The sequence below is a fragment of the Bacillus nitroreducens genome, from assembly GCF_964021195.1.
In genome coordinates this window covers 2,555,624-2,580,424 of sequence record NZ_CAXHYI020000003.1, presented here as the reverse complement: position 1 = coordinate 2,580,424, position 24,801 = coordinate 2,555,624, and the positions used below count along the sequence as shown (strand labels likewise).

General features: G+C 38.3%; 19 protein-coding genes and 1 pseudogene. 2 read left to right on the top strand and 18 right to left on the bottom strand.

What is annotated here, in order from left to right; genetic code table 11:
• Positions 1-196 precede the first annotated feature (196 nt).
• The 12 genes from ACWPVE_RS16370 to ACWPVE_RS16315 all read right to left on the bottom strand — a co-directional run bounded on the left by ACWPVE_RS16370 (position 197) and on the right by ACWPVE_RS16315 (position 16,409).
• A complete protein-coding gene (locus tag ACWPVE_RS16370) occupies positions 197-634 on the bottom strand; it encodes a BrxA/BrxB family bacilliredoxin (protein ID WP_453995149.1) in 438 nt (145 codons plus the stop codon).
• A gap of 207 nt (positions 635-841) precedes the next feature.
• Complete coding sequence (gene meaB / locus ACWPVE_RS16365) at positions 842-1,945, bottom strand: methylmalonyl Co-A mutase-associated GTPase MeaB (RefSeq protein ID WP_453995147.1); 1,104 nt, start codon at positions 1,943-1,945, stop codon at positions 842-844.
• Positions 1,938-4,136, bottom strand: a complete 2,199-nt coding sequence (gene scpA, locus ACWPVE_RS16360) for a methylmalonyl-CoA mutase (protein WP_453995145.1) — start codon at positions 4,134-4,136, stop codon at positions 1,938-1,940. The genes meaB and scpA overlap by 8 nt, the downstream gene beginning before the upstream one ends.
• Positions 4,129-6,042: a methylmalonyl-CoA mutase family protein gene (locus ACWPVE_RS16355; RefSeq protein WP_453995143.1), complete on the bottom strand. Its 1,914-nt coding sequence runs from the start codon at positions 6,040-6,042 to the stop codon at positions 4,129-4,131. Before ACWPVE_RS16355 ends, scpA begins: the two co-directional genes overlap by 8 nt.
• A gap of 308 nt (positions 6,043-6,350) precedes the next feature.
• Positions 6,351-7,622: a dihydrolipoamide acetyltransferase family protein gene (locus tag ACWPVE_RS16350; RefSeq protein WP_453995141.1), complete on the bottom strand. Its 1,272-nt coding sequence runs from the start codon at positions 7,620-7,622 to the stop codon at positions 6,351-6,353.
• 49 nt (positions 7,623-7,671) lie between these two features.
• Positions 7,672-8,655 (bottom strand): alpha-ketoacid dehydrogenase subunit beta, encoded by a 984-nt coding sequence (locus ACWPVE_RS16345; RefSeq protein WP_453995139.1) that lies wholly within the window; start codon positions 8,653-8,655, stop codon positions 7,672-7,674.
• 20 nt (positions 8,656-8,675) lie between these two features.
• Positions 8,676-9,665 carry a thiamine pyrophosphate-dependent dehydrogenase E1 component subunit alpha gene (locus ACWPVE_RS16340; RefSeq protein WP_453995137.1) on the bottom strand — a complete coding sequence of 330 codons (990 nt, stop codon included), beginning with the start codon at positions 9,663-9,665 and terminating at the stop codon, positions 8,676-8,678.
• 80 nt (positions 9,666-9,745) lie between these two features.
• Entirely contained in the window at positions 9,746-11,167 is a 1,422-nt protein-coding gene (gene lpdA / locus ACWPVE_RS16335; RefSeq protein WP_453995135.1) for a dihydrolipoyl dehydrogenase, read from the bottom strand.
• Positions 11,168-11,182: 15 nt separating this feature from the next.
• The gene (gene buk, locus ACWPVE_RS16330) at positions 11,183-12,292 is read right to left on the bottom strand and encodes a butyrate kinase (protein ID WP_453995134.1); all 1,110 of its coding nucleotides are present in this window, start codon (positions 12,290-12,292) and stop codon (positions 11,183-11,185) included.
• Between the two features lie 199 nt (positions 12,293-12,491).
• The gene (bcd, locus tag ACWPVE_RS16325; RefSeq protein ID WP_453995133.1) at positions 12,492-13,586 is read right to left on the bottom strand and encodes a branched-chain amino acid dehydrogenase; all 1,095 of its coding nucleotides are present in this window, start codon (positions 13,584-13,586) and stop codon (positions 12,492-12,494) included.
• 34 nt (positions 13,587-13,620) lie between these two features.
• On the bottom strand, positions 13,621-14,526 hold the full coding sequence (gene yqiS, locus ACWPVE_RS16320) for a phosphate butyryltransferase (RefSeq protein WP_453995131.1): 906 nt from the start codon (positions 14,524-14,526) through the stop codon (positions 13,621-13,623).
• A 161-nt stretch (positions 14,527-14,687) separates the two neighbouring features.
• The gene (locus ACWPVE_RS16315; protein ID WP_453995129.1) at positions 14,688-16,409 is read right to left on the bottom strand and encodes a sigma 54-interacting transcriptional regulator; all 1,722 of its coding nucleotides are present in this window, start codon (positions 16,407-16,409) and stop codon (positions 14,688-14,690) included.
• A gap of 366 nt (positions 16,410-16,775) precedes the next feature.
• Here ACWPVE_RS16315 and ACWPVE_RS16310 point away from each other — a divergent pair, with 366 nt between their 5' ends.
• A complete protein-coding gene (locus ACWPVE_RS16310; protein ID WP_453995127.1) occupies positions 16,776-17,048 on the top strand; it encodes a DUF2627 domain-containing protein in 273 nt (90 codons plus the stop codon).
• A gap of 75 nt (positions 17,049-17,123) precedes the next feature.
• Here the strand turns inward: ACWPVE_RS16310 and ACWPVE_RS16305 are convergent, their stop codons facing one another.
• Complete coding sequence (locus tag ACWPVE_RS16305; protein ID WP_453995125.1) at positions 17,124-17,864, bottom strand: glycerophosphodiester phosphodiesterase; 741 nt, start codon at positions 17,862-17,864, stop codon at positions 17,124-17,126.
• Between the two features lie 104 nt (positions 17,865-17,968).
• Positions 17,969-18,763 (bottom strand): sporulation transcription factor Spo0A, encoded by a 795-nt coding sequence (gene spo0A / locus ACWPVE_RS16300; RefSeq protein ID WP_453995123.1) that lies wholly within the window; start codon positions 18,761-18,763, stop codon positions 17,969-17,971.
• A 599-nt stretch (positions 18,764-19,362) separates the two neighbouring features.
• Here spo0A and ACWPVE_RS16295 point away from each other — a divergent pair.
• Positions 19,363-19,627, top strand: a pseudogene (locus tag ACWPVE_RS16295) (transposase); the annotation flags it as partial.
• A gap of 272 nt (positions 19,628-19,899) precedes the next feature.
• Here the strand turns inward: ACWPVE_RS16295 and spoIVB are convergent.
• From spoIVB to ACWPVE_RS16275, 4 genes are all read right to left on the bottom strand, one after another.
• Positions 19,900-21,189, bottom strand: a complete 1,290-nt coding sequence (gene spoIVB / locus ACWPVE_RS16290) for a SpoIVB peptidase (protein ID WP_453995121.1) — start codon at positions 21,187-21,189, stop codon at positions 19,900-19,902.
• Between the two features lie 165 nt (positions 21,190-21,354).
• Complete coding sequence (gene recN / locus ACWPVE_RS16285; RefSeq protein WP_453995119.1) at positions 21,355-23,064, bottom strand: DNA repair protein RecN; 1,710 nt, start codon at positions 23,062-23,064, stop codon at positions 21,355-21,357.
• Positions 23,065-23,162: 98 nt separating this feature from the next.
• A complete protein-coding gene (gene ahrC, locus ACWPVE_RS16280; protein ID WP_453995117.1) occupies positions 23,163-23,612 on the bottom strand; it encodes a transcriptional regulator AhrC/ArgR in 450 nt (149 codons plus the stop codon).
• A gap of 363 nt (positions 23,613-23,975) precedes the next feature.
• Positions 23,976-24,800 (bottom strand): TlyA family RNA methyltransferase, encoded by an 825-nt coding sequence (locus tag ACWPVE_RS16275; protein WP_453995115.1) that lies wholly within the window; start codon positions 24,798-24,800, stop codon positions 23,976-23,978.
• Position 24,801 lies beyond the last annotated feature (1 nt).

Below are 24,801 nucleotides of genomic sequence, written 5' to 3'. Positions count from 1 at the left end.
TTTCTTCATAAGTAAAATACGTTATTTACTTGTTTACAAGGTTTATATAGAGATACTTCCATAATTATTATGTTGATACATTATTATTTTAATACTTTATCAGTATAAATAATTAACACTGCATAGTAGTAAAGTATCTGGATTCACTTATACATCTTTTATAAATCAGGCAAAAAAAAGAAGCCTTAATGGCCTCTTATACTTCTTCACAGTATTCTTCAAATGATTGTTGTAGTTTATTGATGACTTCGATTGGCTCATGACCCTCAATTTCATGGCGTTCGATCATCTTAACGATTTTACCATCCTTCAAAAGTGCAAATGATGGAGAAGATGGTGGGTATCCTTCAAAATATGTTCTTGCTTTTTCAGTTGCATCTTTATCCTGGCCCGCAAACACGGTTACTAATTGATCTGGACGCTTATCATAATGAATAGCATGTGCTGCAGCTGGTCTTGCAATGCCTCCTGCACAACCACAAACCGAGTTCACCATGACCAATGTTGTACCTTTTTGGCTAAGTGCTTGTTCTACATCTTCTGGTGTCTTAAGCTCTTGATAACCAGCTTCTGTAATTTCTTTTCTAGCTGTTTTAACGACATCATTCATAAACAAATTAAAATCTATTTGCATATTTTTACACTCCTTTTTTATTATAAATAGGGTTTACCTGATTTAATAATATCAAGTTCGAACATGTTTTATCAAATGTAAGTACTTGAATGAAAATCCTGAATGAACGTTTAAATAAATTTGAAAGGGGTAATCTAATAATACATCTAGATCATACCCCTAAACTCCCTAGATGGAAGGAAAGTTTTTTAGACTTTCCTTCTTTTTTTATGACTCAAAAAGGTCAATTAATTCTTTCACAGCCGTTGTTACATTCAATTCTCCCTTTGCAACCTTGTTTTCTATTACGGGCATTTGTTCTTTTATTGATGGATGGTTAAAGAACCTCAATTCCAGATAGTCTTTGATCATCGCGTGAATCCAGGCCTTTGTTTGATTGTTTCGCCTCTTCCAAAAAACACCTGACTCTTTCGTTGTTTCTACAAAACGCAATACGATCTTCCACATTTCTTCCATCCCTTCATGATAGAGAGCAGAAGCCGTATAAGCTTTCGTTGACCATCCCTTAGTAGCAGGCTGAAGAAAGTGTAGAATTCGATTGTATTCTCCTCGAGCAATCTTTGCCTTTTGTTTATTATCGCCATCTGCTTTATTAATTAATATTGCGTCTGCAAGTTCCATGATGCCTTTTTTCATCCCCTGCAATTCATCACCCGCTCCTGTAAGAACGAGAAGGAGGAAAAAGTCAACCATGCTTCGGACGATTACTTCACTTTGCCCTACACCAATTGTCTCGACTAATATGACATCAAATCCCGCTGCTTCACAAAGTAAGATCGTTTCCCGTGTTTTTCGGTTTACACCACCAAGGGTTCCACCAGATGGTGACGGACGGATAAAAGCATTTTTATTTCGAGAGAGTGTCTCCATTCGTGTTTTATCTCCGAGAATACTTCCTCCAGTTATGCTACTGCTTGGATCAACAGCAAGGACTGCAACACGATAACCTTGTTCACATAAATAAGATCCGAAACTTTCAATGAATGTACTTTTACCTGCACCAGGGACTCCTGTTATCCCGATCCGAACTGAATTACCTGTAAATGGAAGTATTTCATTCATAACAGCTTGCGCTTGGTCTTCATGACGTTTGGCATTACTTTCAATAAGGGTTATCGCTTGTGCCAGGATGGTTCGATCACCATTTTTTATTCCTTGCACAAACTCGTCAGTTGTTCGTTCTTTTCGTTTCCTAAATGTTTGTTTGTTTCCTTTCGTGATATTTTGTTCTTTTCCTTTTACAATTTCTGTCGCAAACCCATCAGATGCATTCTCTGGCACCCACTCAGGACGATTTTTCTTTTCATTCATTGCCTTCTTCCTCGTAACCTAGACGTCGATAGACTTCCTTAAGGACCTTCTGAGCAGCAACGGGGATCACTGTGCCTGGACCGAATATTGCTGCTGCTCCTTGTTCCCTCAAGTAATCATAATCTTGTGGCGGAATGACGCCTCCAACAATGACAATAATATCTTCACGCCCTAACTTTCGAAGTTCTTCAATAAGTTGCGGGAGTAATGTTTTATGACCTGCAGCTAATGAACTCATACCTACCACATGAACATCGTTCTCGACTGCTTGTAATGCAGTTTCTTCTGGCGTTTGGAATAATGGTCCCATGTCAACGTCAAAACCAAGATCTGCAAAAGCAGTGGCAATCACCTTTGCCCCACGGTCATGACCATCCTGCCCCATCTTTGCAATTAGGATTCGCGGTCGTCTTCCCTCATACTCTAAAAACGTATCTGTCATCTTTTTTACATTCATCATTTCTTCCTCATTTGAATATTCGGAGCTATAGATTCCACTAATCGAACGAATCACAGCTTTATGACGCTGGGATGCTTTCTCCACTGCATTTGAAATTTCTCCTAATGTAGCCCTGACTCTTGCTGCATGAACAGCTAATTCTAATAGATTCTCTTCACCTGTCTCAACAGCTTTTGTAATAGCAAGCAATGCTTGTTGAACTTTTTCATCATCGCGTGAAGCTTTTAATTCATTTAGTCTCTCAATTTGTTTTAAGCGAACCGCCGTATTATCAATATCCAAAATATCGATTGGGTCTTCTTTTTGTAATCGGTATTTATTCACACCAATGATTGTTTCCTTACCAGAATCGATTCTTGCTTGACGTCTAGCTGCCGCTTCCTCAATTCGCATTTTTGGAAGACCTGTTTCAATCGCTTTGGTCATTCCACCCAGTGCCTCAATTTCCTCAATATGCTTCCATGCACGCTCCATCAATTGATTTGTTAATGTTTCAACATAATAAGAGCCGCCCCATGGATCGATAACATGACAAATCCCAGTCTCATCCTGTAAATAGAGTTGTGTGTTTCTAGCAATACGTGCCGAAAAATCGGTTGGCAATGCAATAGCTTCATCTAGTGCATTTGTATGCAATGATTGGGTATGTCCTGAGACAGCCGCCAGCGCTTCGATACATGTTCTGGTCACATTATTATATGGGTCTTGCTCAGTCAAGCTCCATCCTGATGTCTGTGAATGTGTTCTTAATGCTAGTGATTTCGGATTTTTAGGATCGAAAGCCTTCATCATTTTTGCCCAAATAAGTCGAGCAGCTCTCAACTTCGCAACTTCCATAAAATAATTCATGCCAATCGCCCAGAAAAAGGACAAGCGCGGGGCAAATGAATCAATATCAATCCCTTTCTTAATCCCTGTACGAACATATTCCAAACCATCTGCTAAAGTATATGCCAATTCAAGGTCTGCAGGTGCACCTGCTTCCTGCATATGATACCCCGAAATACTTATACTATTGAATTTCGGCATTTTTTTTGAGGTATACTCGAAAATATCAGAAATAATTCTCATTGATGTTTCAGGTGGATAGATGTAAGTATTCCTCACCATATATTCTTTTAAAATATCATTTTGGATCGTTCCCGATAATTTATCAGGAGAAACACCTTGCTCTTCGGCCGTGACAATATAAAATGCCATTATTGGTAGAACCGCGCCGTTCATGGTCATTGAGACACTCATTTGATCAAGTGGTATGCCATCAAATAACGTTTTCATATCCAGGATTGAATCAATGGCTACACCAGCCTTACCAACGTCACCGACTACACGCGGATGATCTGAATCATACCCACGGTGAGTTGCTAAATCAAACGCAACAGAGAGGCCTTTTTGCCCCATAGCAAGATTGCGACGGTAGAATGCATTACTTTCCTCTGCTGTAGAAAAACCAGCATATTGACGAACAGTCCAAGGACGATTCACATACATCGTTGGATATGGCCCTCGTAGAAATGGAGGAATACCTGGCATATAATCGAGATGCGTCAATCCATCTAAATCCTCTTGGGTATATAATGGTTTAACTGCTATCTGTTCATTTGTTTCAAACAATAATTCCTCAATCGAATGATTAATTTCTTGTTCTACTTTTTTCATCCATTCTTCGGAAGTAGATGGTGAGTCTAATCCTTTTAGCTTTATTTTTGATAGATCAACTCTTTTAGCCATTTTGTGCCACCCCCATTTCATATTGCAGTTGTTGCAAGAACGTAAAACAATCTGTTCCAATATGGATAAAGTCCTCGATACCTGCGTTTTGATAGAGCGCTTCAAGCTCTTTTTCTTGTTTTCCAGCAAGATAGACACGAATATGCATATTTGTATCTTTTAATTCACGACAAATGTTTGGGACCATCTCACTATACTTTTCGTCTTTCCCACAAATAATAAATGTTGAAAGTTTCATAGCTTTTGCACCAGTGATCGCTTTTTCTACCGTTAAATATCCATCATTTTTCAACACTTGAAAGCCACCAGCTTCAAAGAACCCTGTAATAAAATCAGCTCTTGGTTTATATTCAGGGATGGGTCCTAGATTTAATAAACCTACTTTAGGACGCTCACCGGTCGCTTGTAGATAATCCTCTGAAACCTTTCTTAATTGTTCAAAGCCTTCTGAGATTCTTACAGCTAGAATCGGCCTGATTGAAATAGCAGGAGTAGATTCTTTTGATTTGTTATATATTTCTGGTTTACGATTTGTTTTTTCCTGGATATTTGCGTACATATTAGTACCTACAATTTTTTCCTTGCGATGATTCACATTTACTAGCCTCTCATTGAATACAGTTGAAATACTTTCTTGAACAACTCCCGATTTTAAGGCTTGAAGCATTCCACCTTGTGCTTCGATTTTGTTTAGTAACTCCCATGCTTTTTCCGCTAGCTCGTTCGTTAAAGATTCCACATACCAAGAACCACCTGCTGGATCGATCACTTTATGTAAGAAGGATTCTTCACGTAGAATGGATTGCGTATTTCTAGCGATCCTTCTAGAAAAGGAATCTGAGCGTTTGATCGGTTCATCGAATGCCGAAACATGAAGGCTTTCGACACCACCAATAATGGCGGAAAATGCCTCAATTGTCGAACGTAATATATTAACGTATGGATCGTAAATCGTTTTTGTAAAAGCAGAAGTTCTTGCATGAATCTTCATTTTGGAAGAATCTTCATTCCCTCCATACGCATCCATTACAGTTGACCATATTATTCTTGCAGCACGCAGTTTTGCAATTTCCATGAAAATATTCGAACCAATTGAAAAAGTAAATGTCATGCGTGAGGCAATTTCATCGATAGACAGCCCTCTTTCAAGCAACTCACTTATATACTCAATTCCAGTACCGATTGTATAAGTGAGTTCTTGTACAGCGTTTGCCCCGCCATTATGGTATGGCGTCCCTGTTACAAGAATTGTTCGTAATTTCGTCTTCTTTTCCATTGCCCATTTTACTGACTTTGCTAATTGGTCAAAGGCAACTTCAGGTTTGATCGATAACTCTCCCTGTTCCACTAAAAACGCTAGTGGGTCCATTGCGATTGTTCCAGTAAGGGTATCTACTTTCGTGAAGGAATCAACAAGTGACAGAAATGATAATAAATCTGACTTCACATCAATCAAAACAGGTGTGGTAGAAAGATTGATTCCATCTAAAGCTTCTGACATATCTTCTAAAGAATGTAATGCTAACCCTTCACTTGAGCTGTTTTGTGGTTGTAAGGTAAAATGGATCATCGTTTGACCATTATTGAGGGCTTCCTTTAGAGCAAGATTAAACTCACTTGGTGAGAGTATGTCCAGATCCTGACTCACATGCCATGGTTGATTCACATAACCTGTGAGATTTGAGGCACGAACATTCGAGCCTTCTCCTGGCATTTCTTTTAGAAACGAGATTTCTTCAATGTCTTGTTTCGTATAAATGGGCTTTAGGGTAATATTCTCATAGGTATTCTTATGTAATTTCTCAAAGGGTTTATCCTTTAACGATTTTTCCACTTCCTGTTTCCATGCCTCATAATCAATGGATGGGAAGGTAATATCCTGATATTCTATCGATGGCTTTTTCACAAAACTTCCCCCTCTAATCGTAATCGCTTACATATTTTAATTTTAGTACATCTAGTAGGTCGTCGCAATAAATAGATTCAAAGAGAACATATTCAAGGAGGCCTTTTTGAGGAAAAGACTTGGTTGCAAGACATTTCAGAACCAACTAAAACAAGGATTATTTGTAATAACCTCCCTACCAATACATACTTAACTTGCAGCGTGTATGTTTCGCGGAATTTATAAATCCTACACATCCTGGATGATTTCAAACTAGCGTGAATCTCAAGTGACATAAAACAAAAAAAGACACTGCGTAAACAGTGTCTTTAGTAAATGGATGTATTTTCTTTTGATGTATTTTCAATAATTTCTTTGACTCGTGCTAAGAAACGTCCGGCAATTAACCCGTCTAATACACGATGATCAAGTGACATACAGAGATTCACCATATCTCGAACAGCAATCATGCCATTAATAATAACTGGTCGTTGTACGATTGATTCGACTTGTAATATAGCGGCCTGTGGATAATTTATAATTCCCATGGACTGAACAGAACCAAATGAACCTGTATTATTTACCGTAAACGTACCGCCTTGCATATCATCAGCAGAAAGTTTTCCAGCCCGCACTTTAGCAGCGAGTTCTGAGATTTCCCTAGCGATTCCTTTAATCGATTTTTCGTCCGCATTCTTTATAACCGGAACAAATAGAGCATCTTCAGTAGCAACTGCAATTGAAATATTGATGTCCTTCTTCTGAATAATCTTATCTCCTGCCCATGTTGAATTAATTTGTGGAAATTCCTTCAACGCTTGTGCAGCAGCTTTTACAAAAAAGGCAAAGAATGTTAGGTTAAAGCCTTCTTTTTGCTTAAATTCATTCTTAAGAGCATTTCGGTAGGCAACCATATTTGTTGCATCTACTTCTACCATTGTCCAAGCATGTGGAATTTCATGCTTACTTCGGAGCATGTTAGTAGCAATGGCCCTTCGAACACCTGTCACTGGGATTTCAACATCACCAGCTGCTACAGGTACATTTGGTACCTGTACTTTTGAAGGCGTGCTGGTAGTTTCTTGACTTGTTGCCTGCGTTTTGCTGACTTCAGCTTGTTGACCAGCCGTTGGAATTTGTCCAGATTCAATAATTGTAAGCAGATCTTTGCGTGTAATTCTTCCACCCGCACCAGACCCATTTACTTTTGTAAGATCAATATTATGTTCTTGAGATAATTTTAGGACAGCAGGTGAATATCTTAATTTTTTTGATGTATCACTCGGATCTTTCGCAGTATTTGCACTACTTACAGAAGTTTCTTGTTTAACATCTGGTGTTGACTCTTCAGTTGAACCCCCTTCCGTTTCAATGACACAGATAACTTCACCTACCGCTAACGTTTCTCCTTCATCGGCAATAAGTTCTTTTATCGTACCCGAAAAAGAGGAAGGTACTTCCGCATTCACTTTATCCGTCATTACCTCAGCTAATGGATCGTATTTGTTTACCTTATCCCCTATAGCTACAAGCCATTTGCTTATAGTTCCTTCTGTTACACTTTCTCCAAGCTGGGGCATTGTAATTTTTTCAGTTGCCACTCATAAAACCTCCTCGGTATAGCTACACAAAAATCAAGTACGCATAAAGTTAAAATTCTGCAAGTTCTCGCATTGCTTTTTCGACTTTATCAGGATTGACCATGAAGTACTTTTCCATAGTTGGCGCGTATGGCATTGCAGGTACATCTGGGCCAGCAAGTCGTTTGATAGGAGCATCTAAGTCAAATAAACAATGTTCAGCAATGATTGCTGAAACTTCACTCATAATACTTCCTTCTTTATTATCTTCCGTTAAAAGTAAGACTTTACCTGTCTTAGAAGCAGCTTCAATAATCGCTTCTTTATCAAGTGGATATACTGTACGCAAGTCAAGGATATGTGCTTGAATTCCATCCTTAGCCAGTCTCTCTGCAGCCTGAAGAGCAAAATGAACACATAATCCATAGGTAATGACTGTTATGTCGTCACCCTCACGTTTGACATCTGCCTTTCCTATTGGTAAAACATAGTCGTCATCTGGTACTTCACCTTTAATTAAACGGTATGCTCGTTTATGTTCAAAAAATAAGACTGGATCTTCATCACGAATAGCAGCCTTTAATAAGCCTTTCACATCATAAGGGGTTGATGGCATGACAATTTTTAGTCCAGGCTGATTAGCAAAAATAGCTTCGACTGATTGAGAGTGGTAAAGTGCCCCGTGTACGCCTCCTCCATATGGAGCTCTAATGGTGATTGGACATGTCCAATCATTATTAGAACGATAACGGATTCTAGCAGCCTCAGAGATTATTTGATTTACAGCAGGCATGATAAAATCAGCAAACTGCATCTCAGCAATAGGTCTCATTCCATACATAGCTGCACCGATTCCAACACCAGCAATCGCTGATTCAGCTAGTGGGGTATCCATTACACGTTGCTCACCAAATTGCTCATAAAGTCCAGAAGTCGCCTTAAAGACTCCACCTTTTTTTCCTACGTCCTCTCCCAATATAAATACTTTAGGATCTCGTTCCATTTCTTCACGAATTGCCATTGTTACGGCATCAATATATGAAATTACTGGCATTCTTTTTCCCCCTTACTGGTTTATGCATATACATATTTAAGAGCATCTTCTGGGTTAGCATATGGTGCATTTTCAGCATAATCCGTTGCTTCGTTTACAATGTTTGCAATCCGATCTTCGATTTCCTTCTGTTTTGCATCATCCATAACCCCAGTTTCCTTCAAATAAACTGCGAATGATAGAATTGGGTCATTCTTTTTCGCTTCTGCGACTTCTTCCTGCTCACGATAGGCCCGATCATCATCATCAGATGAATGAGCAGTTAATCGATAGGTGATCGTTTCAACTAGAGTTGGTCCCTCTCCTCGACGACCTCTATCTGCTGCTTCTTTAACGACTCTATAGACTTCAAGTGGATCATTTCCATCAACTGTCACCCCAGGCATTCCATATCCAATCGCACGGTCAGAAATTTTTTCACAAGCAACCTGTTTTTCATAAGGTACAGAAATGGCATATTTATTATTTTCACACATAAAGATAACAGGTAGTTTTTGAACTGCTGCAAAGTTCGCGCCTTCATGGAAATCTCCTTGGTTAGAAGAGCCCTCTCCAAACGTAACGAACGTAACCAAATCCTTACCTTCCATTCTTCCGCCAAGAGCCACACCTACTGCATGTGGTACCTGCGTTGTTACAGGAGAAGAACCTGTTACGATGCGGTTTTTCTTTTGTCCAAAGTGACCAGGCATTTGGCGTCCACCTGAGTTCGGGTCTTCTGCCTTAGCAAAACCAGATAACATTAATTCCTTAGCTGTCATTCCAAATGTGAGAACAACTCCCATATCACGGTAATAAGGCAATACATAGTCTTTTTCACGATCAAGAGCAAATGCTGCCCCAACTTGTGCCGCTTCTTGGCCTTGACATGAAATAACAAATGGAATTTTTCCAGCGCGGTTTAACAACCACATTCTTTCATCTATTTTTCTTGCTAATAGCATGGTTTCATACATTTCTAGAACCGTTTCATCACTTAATCCCAATGCTTGATGACGATTTTCGGACATATAATGACCTCCTTAAAAATCATAGTGTACGTAGGTTTGGACAACCTTAGTAAATAAAAAATATTTAAAAGTATTGAACTTTATGCGTGTATTGCTTTTCCATCAACGGCTAAAGCAGCCTCCCCTATTGCTTCAGACAATGTTGGATGTGGGTGGATCGTGTGTGCTACCTCCCATGGAGTGGCATCTAGTACTCTCGCTAATCCAGCTTCGGAGATCATATCTGTCACATGTGGACCAATCATATGAACCCCCAATAAGTCATCAGTTGCTTCATCAACGACAAGTTTTACGAATCCATCCGATTCACCAAACACCAAAGCTTTTCCAATCGCCCTGAAAGAGAACTTACCTTTTTTTACTGTGTAGCCTTTTTCTTTTGCTTCTTCTTCTGTAAAACCAACACTTGCTACTTCCGGGCTACTATATACACATTTTGATACTAGCGAATAATCAATAGGTGCTGGGTTCTCTCCTGCAATATGCTCGACAGCAACAATCCCCTCATGGGATGCAACATGCGCGAGTTGTAAACCTCCAATTACATCCCCAATTGCATAAATATGAGATTCTTTCGTTTGAAAAAATTCATTCGTTTCAATATAGCCTTTTTCCAAGACAATCTCCGTATTTTCAAGGCCAATATTTTCAACATTTGCCTGCCGACCAACAGAAACGAGCATTTTTTCTGCAGAGAACGATTTTGTTTCGCCATTTTTTTCAGCTTGGATTGTAATTCCATCTCCCTTTTCAAGGGTCTCAGGTAATACTTTCGCACCTGTAACAATTTTTACTCCTTTTTTCTTAAGCAAGCGCTGCATTTCCTTCGATATTTCGTGATCTTCTGTCGGAAGAATTGTTGACGCATATTCCAGGACAGTTACCTCAACCCCGAAATCGTGTAACATCGAAGCCCACTCAATACCAATAACGCCTCCACCAACTATTACAATCGATTTAGGCAGACTTTCCATTTGTAAAGCTTCGTCTGAAGTTAGCACGTATTCCCCATCAATATCAAGTCCAGGTAATGACTTTGGTCTAGACCCAGTAGCGATGATGACATTTTTTGGAATGAGCATTTCATTTTCTTCACCATTGTTCATCTCAACCGAAATAGTTCCAGGCATTGGGGAAAAAATAGACGGTCCTAAAATTCGGCCATAACCTTCTATGACATCAATTTTTCCTTTTTTCATCAAGTGCTGAACACCTTTAAAAAGCTGTTCGGTAATTTTATTCTTACGCTCCTGTACTTTTAAAAAATCTAGGGTCACATCTTTTGCGATTACACCAAATTCTTCACTCTTTTTGGTTGTAGCAAAAACCTCAGCACTTCGTAGTAGGGCTTTACTTGGAATACATCCTGCATGTAAACAGGTTCCACCAAGTTTTCCTCGTTCAACAACGGCCACTTTCAATCCGAGCTGTGAGGCACGAATGGCAGCAACATATCCTCCTGTTCCGCCTCCTAAAATAACTACATCGTATTCCTTTGACATAACCTACTCACCTTCCTATTTAAAGACAGGGGTTATCGCTGTTTCCTGCGGATACACTTTTTCCTTCTCTTCCCCCCGCAGTACCCGTAAGGCACCCTCTGCTAATGCTTGCAATTCATTCTCACCAGGCTGAACAATAACATCAGCGATCCAGTTCACATGATTTGAGATTTCAGTAATAAACTCATCTCCATATGCTAATCCGCCAGTTAAAATAATGGCATCGACTCGCCCTGACAAGACTGCACTTGCTGCCCCTATTTCTTTTGCAATTTGATATGCCATTGCCTTGTAGACTAATTTCGCCTTTTCATCGCCATTTTCAATCATCTTTTCAACCGTAAGAGCATCATTCGTTCCTAAATATCCAACTAGGCCACCTTGCCCTACAAGTTTTTTCATGATTTCTTCGCGATAATATTGACCAGAAAAACACAAGTCAATTAGGTCTCCTGCTGGAACAGTCCCAGCGCGTTCTGGGCTAAATGGTCCATCCCCATGCAATCCATTATTAACGTCTACCACTTTCCCATTCTTATGGACTCCGACTGTGACTCCACCGCCCATATGGGTTACAATTAAATTCATTTCTTCATAGTTTTTTCCGAAATCTTTTGCAACCCTTCTTGCAACAGCCTTTTGATTTAAAGCATGAAAAATACTCTTTCTCTCAATCATTTCAAAGCCTGATATTCTAGCAATGGGGTCAAGCTCATCCACAACGACAGGGTCGACGATATATGGTGGAATATTTAGGGCTGAGGCAATTTCATATGCTAAGATTCCACCTAGATTGGAAGCATGCTGACCTGCATATCCAATCCGTAAGTCGTTAAGCATTTCATCATTTACTTTGTAGGTCCCACCTTGGATTGGCTTCAATAAGCCACCTCTCCCACAGACAGCACTTAGCTTAGATATATTAATGCCTTCATTATCTAACGTTTCAAGTATCGTTGTTTTTCTAAATTCGTATTGGTCAATTATATTTTCAAATGCATGTAATTCTGAACGGTCGTGCCTAATCGTTTTCTCAAATACAGACCGTTCATTATCATAGACACCAATTTTTGTTGATGTTGATCCTGGATTGATAACTAGTATTCGATATTCCATCTCCTGCAATAGTGATACCTCCAGTTTGAAATCAGTGCTACATTTGTATCAACTGATAAAAGGAAAGAGGGAAATGCGTCTTTTACGCATTTCCAACCGTTTCCTTGTTTTATGTCTAACTTTTAACCATTAGCACTCAAGATCAAAGCTAATGCTAATTGCTGTAGATGGTTAGAACCACCTACTAACAGGAATTAGGGCCTTCATTTTATCTGCGACTTAAAATGTGGTGTCCATTTTGTAAAAATTGGCTTCGTGAATTTCTCATTCTTTCGATTCGTTCCTCTGCTAAGCGATCTGCAGCCTGGTAGGTTGGAATACCATCTCTTTTCGCAATTTGAATTACTTTTTCAATTGTGTCATATATAGTTTCTACCTTTTTAAGCGCACGCTCTTGGTTATATCCGTATAATTCGTCAGCAACATTGATTACGCCACCTGCATTAATCACATAGTCTGGGGCATAGATAATACCTAGTTCGTGAATGATGTCACCATGACGTGATTCCTTTAACTGATTGTTGGCAGAACCTGCAATCACTTTCGCTTTTAACTGAGGAATTGTATCATCATTTATTGTTGCACCAAGTGCACACGGGGCATAGATGTCACACTCCACACTATAAATATCATTAGGGTCTATAGCCGTAGCACCAAAATCATTTACAGCTCGTTCTACAGCTTCTTTATTTATATCTGTTACAATTAGTTTCGCTCCTTCTTCATGAAGGTATTTACACAGGGTATAAGCTACATTCCCTACACCTTGGACCGCAATAATCTTACCCTCTAATGAATCAGTACCGAATGCTTCTTTTGCAGCAGCCTTCATGCCACGATAGACACCAAATGCCGTTACAGGAGAAGGATTCCCTGACGAACCAAATGCAGGCGATATTCCTGTTACATAATCTGTTTCCTCGTGGATAATATCCATATCTGCAACAGTTGTCCCAACATCTTCAGCTGTAATATAGCGTCCATTCAGACCTTGAATATAACGACCAAACGCACGGAACATTTCTTCATTTTTATCTTTACGAGGATCTCCTATAATAACGGTTTTACCCCCACCTAAATTCAGTCCAGCAGCTGCATTTTTATAGGTCATTCCTTTAGCCAGTCTTAACGCATCCTCAATGGCATCTTCTTCTGAAGCGTAAGTCCACATACGTGTACCACCAAGTGCAGGTCCTAAAGTTGTATCATGAATGGCGATTATCGCCTTTAACCCTGATTGTTTATCCTGACAAAATACTAATTGTTCATAATCATATTTTTCCATATAAGAAAAGATTTCCATTGTGTAAGTTCCTCCCCAAGATTGACTATCACGTTTATTTTCTGGCGGTGCATACCGCCAAAGCTAATGAATACAATTTGCTTTTTGCAGAATCAGCCCGAGATGTTAATACGATTGGTGCACGTGCACCTGCAATAACAGCCCCTACCTCTGCTTTAGCAAAATACACTAATGATTTATATAATGCATTTCCAACTTCAATTGTTGGTACTAGCAAAATATCAGCCTGTCCAGCCACAGCACTTGTAATTCTTTTATGCTCGGCCGCATGAATAGAGATGGCATTATCAAGAGCTAACGGCCCATCGACAATACAATTTTGAATTTGTCCTCGATGATTCATTTGAGTTAGGGCAGCCGCATCTAAAGTTGCCTGCATTGCTGGATTTACTACTTCTACTGCTGCAATAGGTGCTACTTTAGGAACATCTATCCCGATAGAGTTTGCCACACCTACAGCATTATTTAAAATTTGCACCTTTTCCTGAAGTCCTGGTGCGATGTTCATTGCGGCATCTGTAACCATAACAAAACGATCAAATCCAGGGACTTCAAAGACAGCCACATGTGATAGGACATTCCCTGTTCGCAGTCCAAATTCTTTATTCAGAACTGCTTTTAACAGTGTAGAAGTTGGGATATTGCCTTTCATTAAAACATTTGCCTCACCAGAATGAACGGCACTGACAGCGGCCTTCGCCGCCTCATCCCGTGACTCTGTGTGTACCACTTCAACCCCTACGCTTGCCATTATTTTTTCGTTTTTAGCAGTTAAGATTTTGTTTATTTTTTCTTGATTACCATACAGCAAGAATGTAGCAAGTTTGTGATTCACAGCGTCGATAACAGCTTCTAGTACTTCTTCATCCTCAGCAGCTGCAACTGCTACAGATATAAGCGGTTGTCCTGCGGCACTTTCTAGAAGATCTTTTAGTTTCATTTTGGATTTACCTTCTTTTTTATAGTATTCCTTCGCATGTTGCATCTTTATATCATGCAATAAGCGTGCCAACCTAAAAATATTGAAAGCGCTTTAAAACCTTCATGTTTCTTTAGCTTTACTGTGCAACCCATTGCATTTTTTGCAAATTTTTGCGTGCTTTAATTTGCAAGATTATATTTTTCCAACTTATAATAAAGACTCCTAAGTGAGATACCTAGGGATTTAGCAGCAGCCGTTTTATTTCCACCATTTAATTTCAATACTTCTGCAATCACTTTTGCTTCGTATTTTTCCACCAAGTCTGAAAGTGGAGTATCTTTGATTTCCGATTCAGCAAGTGCAATTTGGGCTGGAGCATCCTCCAATGAATTATGTAATGATGGGATATGCTGCACATCGATTAGTCTTTCCTGATAGTTCATAAAGATTACGGCTCTACCTAAGACATTTTCTAACTCTCTAACATTTCCAGGCCAATCATACCTCATTAAATATTGAATGGCTTCCTGTGTTAAACCTTCAACTGTTCGTCCGTAATCTTGATTGATTTTATGTAATAAGTGCTCTGCAAGTGGTTTAATATCCTGTTTTCTCATTCGTAATGACGGAATAAAAATCGGAATCTTATTTAAGCGATAATACAGGTCTTCTCTAAAGGTTCCATTTCCAATTCCTTTTTCTAAATTTACGTTAGTAGCAGCAATAATTCTCACATCAATTGGAATCGGCTTAGTTCCCCCAACCCGTACGATCTCTTTTTCCTGCAATACCCTTAATAATTTCGCTTGGGTGTTTAATGGTAATTCTCCAATTTCATCCAAAAAAATACTGCCATTATTTGCTTCCTCAAATATACCGCGCTTTCCACCGCGTTTCGCCCCAGAAAAAGCCCCTTCTTCATACCCAAAAAGTTCACTTTCTAAAAGCGATTCTGAAATAGCGGCACAATTTACTCGAACAAATTTATTAAATTTTCTCTTACTTTCATTATGTATAGCGTGAGCAAACAATTCTTTTCCAGTCCCAGATTCGCCCCTAAGTAAAACTGTAGCAGGCGTTTTCGCACCTAGTTTTGCTTGCTCAATTGCAAATTCCATTTCTTCAGAAGATCCAATTATATCATCGAATGTATATTTCGCTTCAAGCGAACGGATAATGTGTCTAGCACGATTTAATTCAGATGTTAGTTGACTAATTTCAGATACATCATGAATGACGCCGACACTTCCCTTGAGTTTTCCATCTACAATGATTGGAGCTACATTTACAATGACATCCTTATCATGAGGTCCCACCTTCATGCGAGCGCCTCTTACAGGTCTTCTTGTCCTTAACACCTGCATATGCATACTTTCACCTTCTGATATGTCAGCATTTGCAGGTTTCCCAATGACTTGTTCTTTTTCAAGCCCCGTGATTCGTGTGTATGCACGATTTATTAGTATGCCACGACCATGCTCATCCACAACCGAAATAGCTTCTTCCGAGGATTGGATAATTGCTTCAAGCATTGTCTGTATCTCTTTTAAATTTGTAATTTCTTCGGCAAGATTTACAACTTCAGTAATGTCTTTAAAAACAGCAAAAGCCCCTAATAACATCCCTGAATCATTGATCATCGGAATTCGAGTCGTAATAATTTTACGTCCATTATCTAATACAAATTCTTGATTCACTTCAACAGCTCGGGACTTAAGGATATCAGGAAGTTTACTATCAGGAATACATTCATAGATATGTTTTCCAATGGCTTCTTCCTTGGTGACCCCAATCATCCTTGATGCACTATTGTTTAGTAAGATGACTTGGCTATTGATATCAATGACAATCATACCATCATGAGTTGAATCTAAAATCAAATCTACCATAACCTTTTGCATTCCTTGTCACCTCCAATTAACAAATGCGCAAGCGCATTGATGTGAAAATCGATTAACTACTTCATTATCTTGAGACGATGTTGATTTTTGTACGACCCCAGCAAACACTAGACCAACCAGCGAGAAAGTTACATCATTACGTTACCTTTTAAGAACAGCTCGCCGAGTGACCTCAGCGCAGAGTGCATACTTTATATATAATAAACGTAAACCATGCAACTTTTTACACACATTATAATTTCAATTTGCAATATCATGCATACCTATATATTAACCAAAAAGCTTCTTCTTGACAAATTTTTTTAATAGCTTACATTTAAATATGTAGTAGTCCAACGTAGTTTTAAATTGAAAGGATTTTATATTATGCAGCGTATCTTAGCTCTAATTGTGCTATTAATACCAGGTGTTGTTGCCGGAGTGGGAATTAAATTTATGAGGGATATGTTCTTTGGTATATTACACAATCCAATCCCAAATTTAATGTTACAATTTGTTATCGGTTTAATTTTCTTTATTGCAGGTCTATCTTTTATCGGCGGATTTATCCTTTATCGCGATCGGAAACGAAATAAAGTTCAACAAAAATTCCAACAACAACTAAAAGAAAGCCCGCCTGTCAGCGAGCAAAATAAATAATCCTGCATTTTTAGGCAGGATTATTTTATTTAATTATGTAAATTGAAAAAGGGCGTTTAATCAGTTAACAACATTTCAGCCATACGCCTTCTTTAGAGAAATCGCCTTTTCAGGAAAATCAGTAATGATAGCCGAACACCCGAAGTCAATCAATTTCTTCATTTTATTCTCATCATTTACTGTAAATGGACGAACCGCAATGCCATTTTGTATTGATCCGCTCACAATTTCTTGATTTATCGTTTTATGGTATGGATGAATTCCGTTTGTCTTCAGACGTTTTGCATAGTCCCAAGGCTCATAAAGTCCCTCCATATATAAAACGGCTAAATCAATGGTACTCGAAAGTTGCCGACATTTAACTAAACTATAATGATTAAAACTGGACAAGACGATCCGCTTCTCAAGACCATAATCATCTATCATTTTTAGTGTTTTCTCTTCAATTCCTTTATAGGATACCAAACCTGTTTTAAATTCAACATTTAGTAACAATTGATTTTTCTTAGCCCACTCAAATACTTCTTCAAGAGTAGGAATTTCGCACGTTCCATACTGTTCTTTAAACTTATAGCTAGCATCCATTTGCTTAATTTGCTTTAGTGTATAATCCTTAACCCATCCCTTGTCTTTACCATTTGTGGTTCGTTTTACCGTTTCATCATGGATTACTACAATAACTCCATCCTTTGTCATTTGGATATCTAATTCAATTCCATCAGCACCAACTCTTGCTGCTTCTTTAAACGAAATCATTGTATTTTCAGGATGGGTTCCTGCTGCTCCTCTATGCCCAAATATTTCGGTCTTCGTCATAGACAATCTCCTTTTTTCGAAAAAAACACCGTTTTCAATTGAAATCGGTGCTTACTTGTGTGAAGTGTATTCTATTCGTTCAGTACAAACTACTCCTTACCCTCTCAGGAAGCTTTATGCTCTAGACGGAGTTTATCAGCAACCATTGCAATGAATTCTGAATTTGTTGGTTTTGCTTTTGACATACTTACCGTGTATCCAAATAAACTTGAAATGGAATCGATATTACCACGGCTCCATGCTACTTCAATTGCATGGCGAATTGCACGCTCTACTCGGCTAGCCGTTGTATTGAATTTTTTTGCAATGTCAGGATATAAAACTTTAGTAATTGAACCTAATAATTCAATATCATTGTAGACCATTGAAATAGCTTCTCTCAAATACAAATAACCTTTGATATGCGCAGGAACTCCAATTTCATGAATGATACTCGTAATGCTCGCATCTAAATTTTTTGGGCTGTTTTCTTGCTGACGAACACCAGGATTTGATGTAGGATTTCTTTTAATAATTGGCGTTGATTTTCCACTGACTTGACGGATTCGACTAGCCAGGTTTTCCATATCAAATGGTTTAAGAATGAAATAGGCTGCACCCAAATCGACGGCCTTTTTCGTCACATCTTCTTGACCAAAAGCTGTTAACATGATGACATTTGGCTGTTTTTCAAGACCAGACTCACGCAATTTCTCCAATACGGCTAATCCATCTAAATGAGGCATGATAATATCTAAGACGAGAACATCTGGTTGTTTTTCCTGGAGCATATTTAAGCAATCCTGACCGTTATACGCAACACCTACAACCTCAATATCATCTTGGCTGGATAAATATTCATCAAGTAAATTAACCAGTTCTCGATTATCATCAACAATAAAAACATTTATTTTCTTCACACTATTTCCTCCTCAAACATAAATCCGCAAATTTTATCCATATTTTTATTCTAAAGTAAGATTTCGACAATGCAATAAGAATTCCTTTATTTTTTTAAAAAAATAGGGAATTTTTCTTGAAAAATAATTTATTCTCCATTATACTTAAGATTTCGACTTAAACCGCCATATTATCTTGATGAAACTTTGGTTTTGTCGAAAAATCTTTATGTGTTCTTATTATATATTTACATTCTTTATTTGGCGATAGATATTTTTGAACAAAGACAAATAAATGTATGAGGGACAAATTATATTTAATCACCTAACCATTACAACCATTAAAAAAAGCGAGCATTTAGCGAGGGCACTGAAAAAGTCCCTTTCTAAAATTGGTGTTGATTTCCCGCTGCAGCCACTCGCTTTCCGCGGGCGGTCCGGGAGCCTCCTCGTCGCTGTGCTCCTGCGGGGTCTCCCCTGGCCACGCTTTTCCCGCAGGAGTCTCGTGCCTTCCGCTCCAATCAACATTAGTTAACAAGGTATTATTTTCTCTGAATTTGAGAAAATAATACCTTTTTTCATTGTATAATGGTTGTATCAATTCTATGTGGGTGGGTTCTATGATTCAAAAACAACAAACAATGACTTTTAGTCCGTTTATGCAAATCTATGATATTGTCGGTCCGCAGGAATATGCTACGGAAAATTAATGAACTTGTGGACTTCTCTTTCGTATATGAAGAGCTTAAGGAAAATTACTGTCATGATAACGGTCGAAATGCTGTCGACCCTATTCGCATGTTCAAATATTTATTGCTAAAGACTATCCATGACTTGTCTGATGTTGATATTGTCGAGCGTTCTAAGTACAAAGAGCGTTATAAAATAGAAGCTAAAAATAGCGAATTAAAACACAGACACGGGTATGATGTAGCGAAATCCTCGGGTCTAATTGGCATGGAATTACAAGGTGCCATGGCGATATTTACGGTAAATATAAAGCGGATTTTAAAACTATTAGGGTAATAACCCAGGGTGAAATGGTATCATATGCATAAAAAAGACGACTTTTAATTCAAAAAATGAATTTTAGTCGTCTTTTTTGATTTATCAATTTAATCACCTATAAAAAACGTAAGTTTTTCAGCTGCCTCCATTTAGCTCGCCTTTTTTTGTTCCTTTTTATAGATATCAATTCCCGCTTCACTGAGCATCCATTCAATATGAACCCCATACCCGCTTGTAGGATCATTGACAAAAACATGGGTTACTGCACCGATTAGTTTACCATCTTGGATAATAGGGCTACCGCTCATCCCTTGAACAATCCCACCTGTTTTATCCAGAAGACGTTTATCAGTGATTTTTACCACCATTCCCTTTGTAGCAGGAATTTTTTGTGGTACTACACTTACAATTTCCACATCAAATTCCTCAACCTTATCCTCTTCCACTACTGTTAATATCTTTGCAGGTCCTGGCTTTACTTGATGAGAGAGTGCAATTGGTAGCGGCTCATCCATGATGCCGTTATTCACTTGTTTATTTAACTCACCGAATATGCCAAACGGACTATTTCGCGTTATGTTACCGATTATTTCTTTGTCAGCGGAAAATCGTGCGAGCTTTTCACCTGGATCACCATTGCTTCCTTTTTCAATTGAAGTAACCGTTGATCGTACAATTTGACCATCAGATACAACAATTGGTTCTTTTGTATCCATATCAGAAATCACATGACCTAAGGCTCCATATTTCTTTGTATCAGGGTGGTAGAAGGTCATTGTCCCTATACCAGCCGCTGAATCACGGATATATAGTCCAATACGATAGGCCTGGTCGTTTTTATCTTTAAGCGGCATGAGTTTTGTCTTAACATCTTCATTGTCTCTGACAATAACAAGATTTAATGGTTCACCTGTTTTCCCAGACTCTTTGACAAATGGTCCAACATCACTCATTTTTTCAATTTTTTTACCGTTAATTTCTTTAATGATGTCGCCAACCTCTACACCAGCAATTTCACCTGGAGACTTCTTTCCTTCTTCTGTTTCAATCTGGTGATGTCCAACAACTAAAACACCAAGTGTATTGAGTTTAACCCCAATTGATTGTCCGCCAGGAATTACTTTAAAATCAGATAACACGTTAACATTGACTTTTTTTACTGGGATTCCAGCATATTCAACCATCATTTCCCCTTCACCGCTTTCTTTTGCAGCAACTGAGACTTTCCCATCATTGACAGCTGAGGAGAAGGCGAAATTGGCATCAGGAATCGTTGTCGTTACAGGCAATGAAGATTGAATTGTAAAGTCTTGCCCTTCAAATAAGGTTAGTTCTTTTGGAATTTCTATATATTCTTTAAGTGGCTTGTAAAACCCTAAAGCCATTAGTGAAACAAGGAGAAATGTACCGATTATATATCTAATTTTGTCTGTTTTCATTTATTTTCACTCTCCTCGCTCCTATCCCATGCCATAAATATGTTATGGCTACATTCTTTAATTTGGCCTTTAAGGTCAACATTTATAACCACTATGAGATTAAAAAAGCTACCCATTTTGGATAGCATTACAAATTAAAATTACTCTTACCTTTGTATAAAAACATTAATGACTTAACATTGGTTTCGATTGTTTACTTTCTTTCGCAAGGTTCAACAATTCTTTTGCATGTTCCATTGTTAAATCGGTAATTTCCACTCCAGAAATCATTCTGCTGATTTCTTTAATTTTCGCTTCTTCGTCGAGTGGAGTAACTGATGTTGTTGTTCTACCTTTTACAGTTTCTTTTGCAATAAATAAATGAGTATCGGCCATCGCAGCAACCTGTGGAAGATGGGAAATACACAAGACTTGTGAGCCTACAGATATGCCATGTATTTTTTCGGCGATAGATTGAGCTACACGCCCACTTACACCTGTGTCAACCTCATCAAAGATAATGGAGGTAACGCCCTGATTTTTCGAAAAAATACTTTTAATCGCAAGCATAATCCTCGATAATTCCCCACCAGAAGCAATCTTCGCTAAAGGCTTTAGTGGTTCACCTGGATTTGTAGAAATATAAAATTCAATATCATCTTTCCCATTTGGTGTTAATTTAATAGTCGAATTTTGAAAAAAGTTGATATCAAATTTTGCTTTTTCCATATACAGTTCTTTTAGTTCTATTGTGATTTTCTCGTTTAACTTTTTTGCTAACTTTTTACGTAGAGTTGAGAGGTTTTCCGCTTCAAGCTTTACATCCTCTAAAACAGAGTCTAATTCTTCCTTAAGCTTGTCTATATGCTGCTCACGATTTTGAATAGTATCAAGTTCATCCTCGATTTTCGCTGCATATTCAAGGATTTCCTCAACTGTTTGTCCATATTTCCGCTTCAATTGAGTTATTTCATTTAGACGACCTTCAATAAAATCTAATCTTGCTGGATCAAATTCCAACACATCTAACTGGTCACGAATTTTATACGATATTTCTTCTAATAAATAAAAACTGTTTGAGATGGTCTCATGAATGTCCTTTAATTCTTTGTCAATTTCCATGACATCTTCTGTATGATTCATAGCTAAACCAACCCAGTCTAGCCCTTTTTGGTCACCATGTAATGCATTATAACTATTTTGTAACGCCTTAAAGATCTTTTCATAATTAGAGATCTTACTTCTCTCTTCTGTTAGCTCTACATCTTCATTTGGTTTTAATTTAGCTTGTCCAATTTCTTTTAGTTGAAATTGGATCAAGTCTAGGCGGTGAGCCATTTCTTGCTCATTTTCATTAAAGCTTTTTAATCGTTGCTTCACGGATAAATAGGAATTATAGACTTGCTGATATTCATATAATGCTTGTTTAATCTCATTTCCACCATATTGGTCGAGCATATGGATATGCTGCTCCTGATTCATCAAATCCTGATGCTCATGCTGTCCATGAATGTCGATTAAGGTCCTTCCAAATTCACGAAGAATTGAGATCGTCACAAGTTTTCCGTTAATCCTACAAACGCTTTTTCCCGACTTTGAAATATCTCTACGTAAAACAATCATTCCCTCACTGATTTCAATACCAAATTCGGCAGCCTTCGCGTAACAAGGATGGCTTTCATTGTCTATCAGGAATAGACCTTCAATTTCGGCACGTTCCTCCCCATATCGTACAAATTCTGCAGAACCTCTTCCGCCCACTAATAGATGGACAGCGTCAATAATGATCGATTTACCCGCTCCAGTTTCACCAGTGAGAACAGTTAGACCTTTTTCTAATGAAACAGAAAGAGACTCTATAATGGCGAAGTTCTTTATCGATAATTCTGCTAACACCTTTTACACCTCCTAATTCCTCTCTCTCCTCTATTTGTTTAATTAAGACGCGATGACAAGCAACACCATGCTGGCTTTTGTCAAAACGTCTGATTTTTTTAAAGCATTTCTAGGAATCGATTTGAGACAATCTCTGTTTGTTCTGGAGTTTTACAGATAATTAAGATGGTGTCATCCCCACAAATAGTCCCCAAGATTTCTTCCCAGTCTAAATGGTCGATTAAGGCACCGATAGCATTCGCATTCCCTGGCAAGGTTTTCATGACAAGCATGTGTCCTGCTGAATCAATTTTGACAAAAGCATCCATCAATGACCGTTTTAATTTTTGTAGAGGATTAAAACGTTGGTCAGCAGGTAAACTATATTTATAACGGCCATCAACCATGGGTACTTTTACTAAATGCAATTCTTTTATATCTCGAGATACAGTTGCTTGCGTAATGTTGTACCCCTCACTTTTTAAAATATCAACAATTTCATCTTGTGTTTCGATATCATTACTTGTGATAATTTCACGAATTTTAATATGTCTCTGTCCCTTGTTCATCCTGACTTCCTCTCTCTCATAAACGTATTTTTCCCCCAACTCAACGAGCCTACTTATTTTAAAAGTTTAAAAAACTAGGGATGTATATTAGATTCAATTGCCTAAAGAAGACCTACCAAAATAAAAGTTTTAAGAATGCAACATTCTATGGGCTATAGGTACGTCTTTATGACCCACTTCTTATGGACCATTGGCAACAATTAACTGGAGATGCCCTACTGATGGAAGATTCACTTAATTACTTCCTATGTTAGCCGATTCTGACATAATTGTACATTTTTTTCGGGGTTTTTTGGTTTTTTACGCCGGTAGGAGTAATAATGTTTTTCCATGAAGAAAGAGGACAGCACGATGGCTCTCCCCTTATTGCTTCAAGTCTGCATGTGCCCTATTCACAACTTCTTGTTCAGACACTGATGATTTGTTCTCTCCCATTTCGGCAGGTCCATTCCACCGTAAATGGAGTAAAAATTCAATATTTCCTTCTCCGCCAGTGATAGGTGAGTATGATAAATTGATGCAATCATAGCCTTCCTTTAGGGAAAACTCTATGATTTGTGTAAGTACGTTTTCATGTATCTTCGGATCACGCACAATTCCCTTTTTACCCACTTGCTCTTTTCCTGCTTCAAATTGTGGCTTGACGAGTGCCACAACGTCACTATTCGGTACGAGAAGTGTTTTCAAAACAGGTAAAATTAACCTTAAAGAGATGAATGATACATCAATTGTCGCAAACTCTGGCAAACCATTTTGTAGATCTGCTGGCGTCACATAACGAAAATTAGTCCGTTCCATGACCACCACACGTTCGTCTTGTCGTAGTTTCCATGCAAGCTGGTTATACCCGACATCAAGGGCATATGAACGCTTGACTCCATTTTGAAGCGCACAGTCAGTAAAACCACCAGTTGAGGAGCCAACATCAATCATAATTCTATCCTTGATGTTTAAATCAAACTCTTTGATTGCTTTTTCTAGCTTTAAGCCACCTCTACTCACATAGGGGATGACATTTCCCTTTACCGTAAGTGGGATATCAATTTGAACTTTTTCTCCTGGTTTATCTAGTCGTTCCTCGTTTGAATAAACAAGGCCAGCCATAATTGATCGTTTTGCCTTTTCTCTCGTTTCAATTAAGCCTCGTTCAACTAATAATACATCCAGTCTTTCTTTTTTTGTACCCATG

Bases quoted from the DNA above. Each gene is read 5' to 3' on its own strand.
- ACWPVE_RS16370 (WP_453995149.1), bottom strand. From the start codon at position 634: ATGCAAATAGATTTTAATTTGTTTATGAATGATGTCGTTAAAACAGCT.
- meaB (WP_453995147.1), bottom strand. From the start codon at position 1,945: ATGAATGAAAAGAAAAATCGTCCTGAGTGGGTGCCAGAGAATGCATCT.
- scpA (WP_453995145.1), bottom strand. From the start codon at position 4,136: ATGGCTAAAAGAGTTGATCTATCAAAAATAAAGCTAAAAGGATTAGAC.
- ACWPVE_RS16345 (WP_453995139.1), bottom strand. From the start codon at position 8,655: ATGCCAGTAATTTCATATATTGATGCCGTAACAATGGCAATTCGTGAA.
- ACWPVE_RS16340 (WP_453995137.1), bottom strand. From the start codon at position 9,665: ATGTCCGAAAATCGTCATCAAGCATTGGGATTAAGTGATGAAACGGTT.
- lpdA (WP_453995135.1), bottom strand. From the start codon at position 11,167: ATGTCAAAGGAATACGATGTAGTTATTTTAGGAGGCGGAACAGGAGGA.
- bcd (WP_453995133.1), bottom strand. From the start codon at position 13,586: ATGGAAATCTTTTCTTATATGGAAAAATATGATTATGAACAATTAGTA.
- yqiS (WP_453995131.1), bottom strand. From the start codon at position 14,526: ATGAAACTAAAAGATCTTCTAGAAAGTGCCGCAGGACAACCGCTTATA.
- ACWPVE_RS16315 (WP_453995129.1), bottom strand. From the start codon at position 16,409: ATGCAAAAGGTTATGGTAGATTTGATTTTAGATTCAACTCATGATGGT.
- ACWPVE_RS16310 (WP_453995127.1), top strand. From the start codon at position 16,776: ATGCAGCGTATCTTAGCTCTAATTGTGCTATTAATACCAGGTGTTGTT.
- ACWPVE_RS16305 (WP_453995125.1), bottom strand. From the start codon at position 17,864: ATGACGAAGACCGAAATATTTGGGCATAGAGGAGCAGCAGGAACCCAT.
- spoIVB (WP_453995121.1), bottom strand. From the start codon at position 21,189: ATGAAAACAGACAAAATTAGATATATAATCGGTACATTTCTCCTTGTT.
- ahrC (WP_453995117.1), bottom strand. From the start codon at position 23,612: ATGAACAAGGGACAGAGACATATTAAAATTCGTGAAATTATCACAAGT.
- ACWPVE_RS16275 (WP_453995115.1), bottom strand. From the start codon at position 24,800: ATGGGTACAAAAAAAGAAAGACTGGATGTATTATTAGTTGAACGAGGC.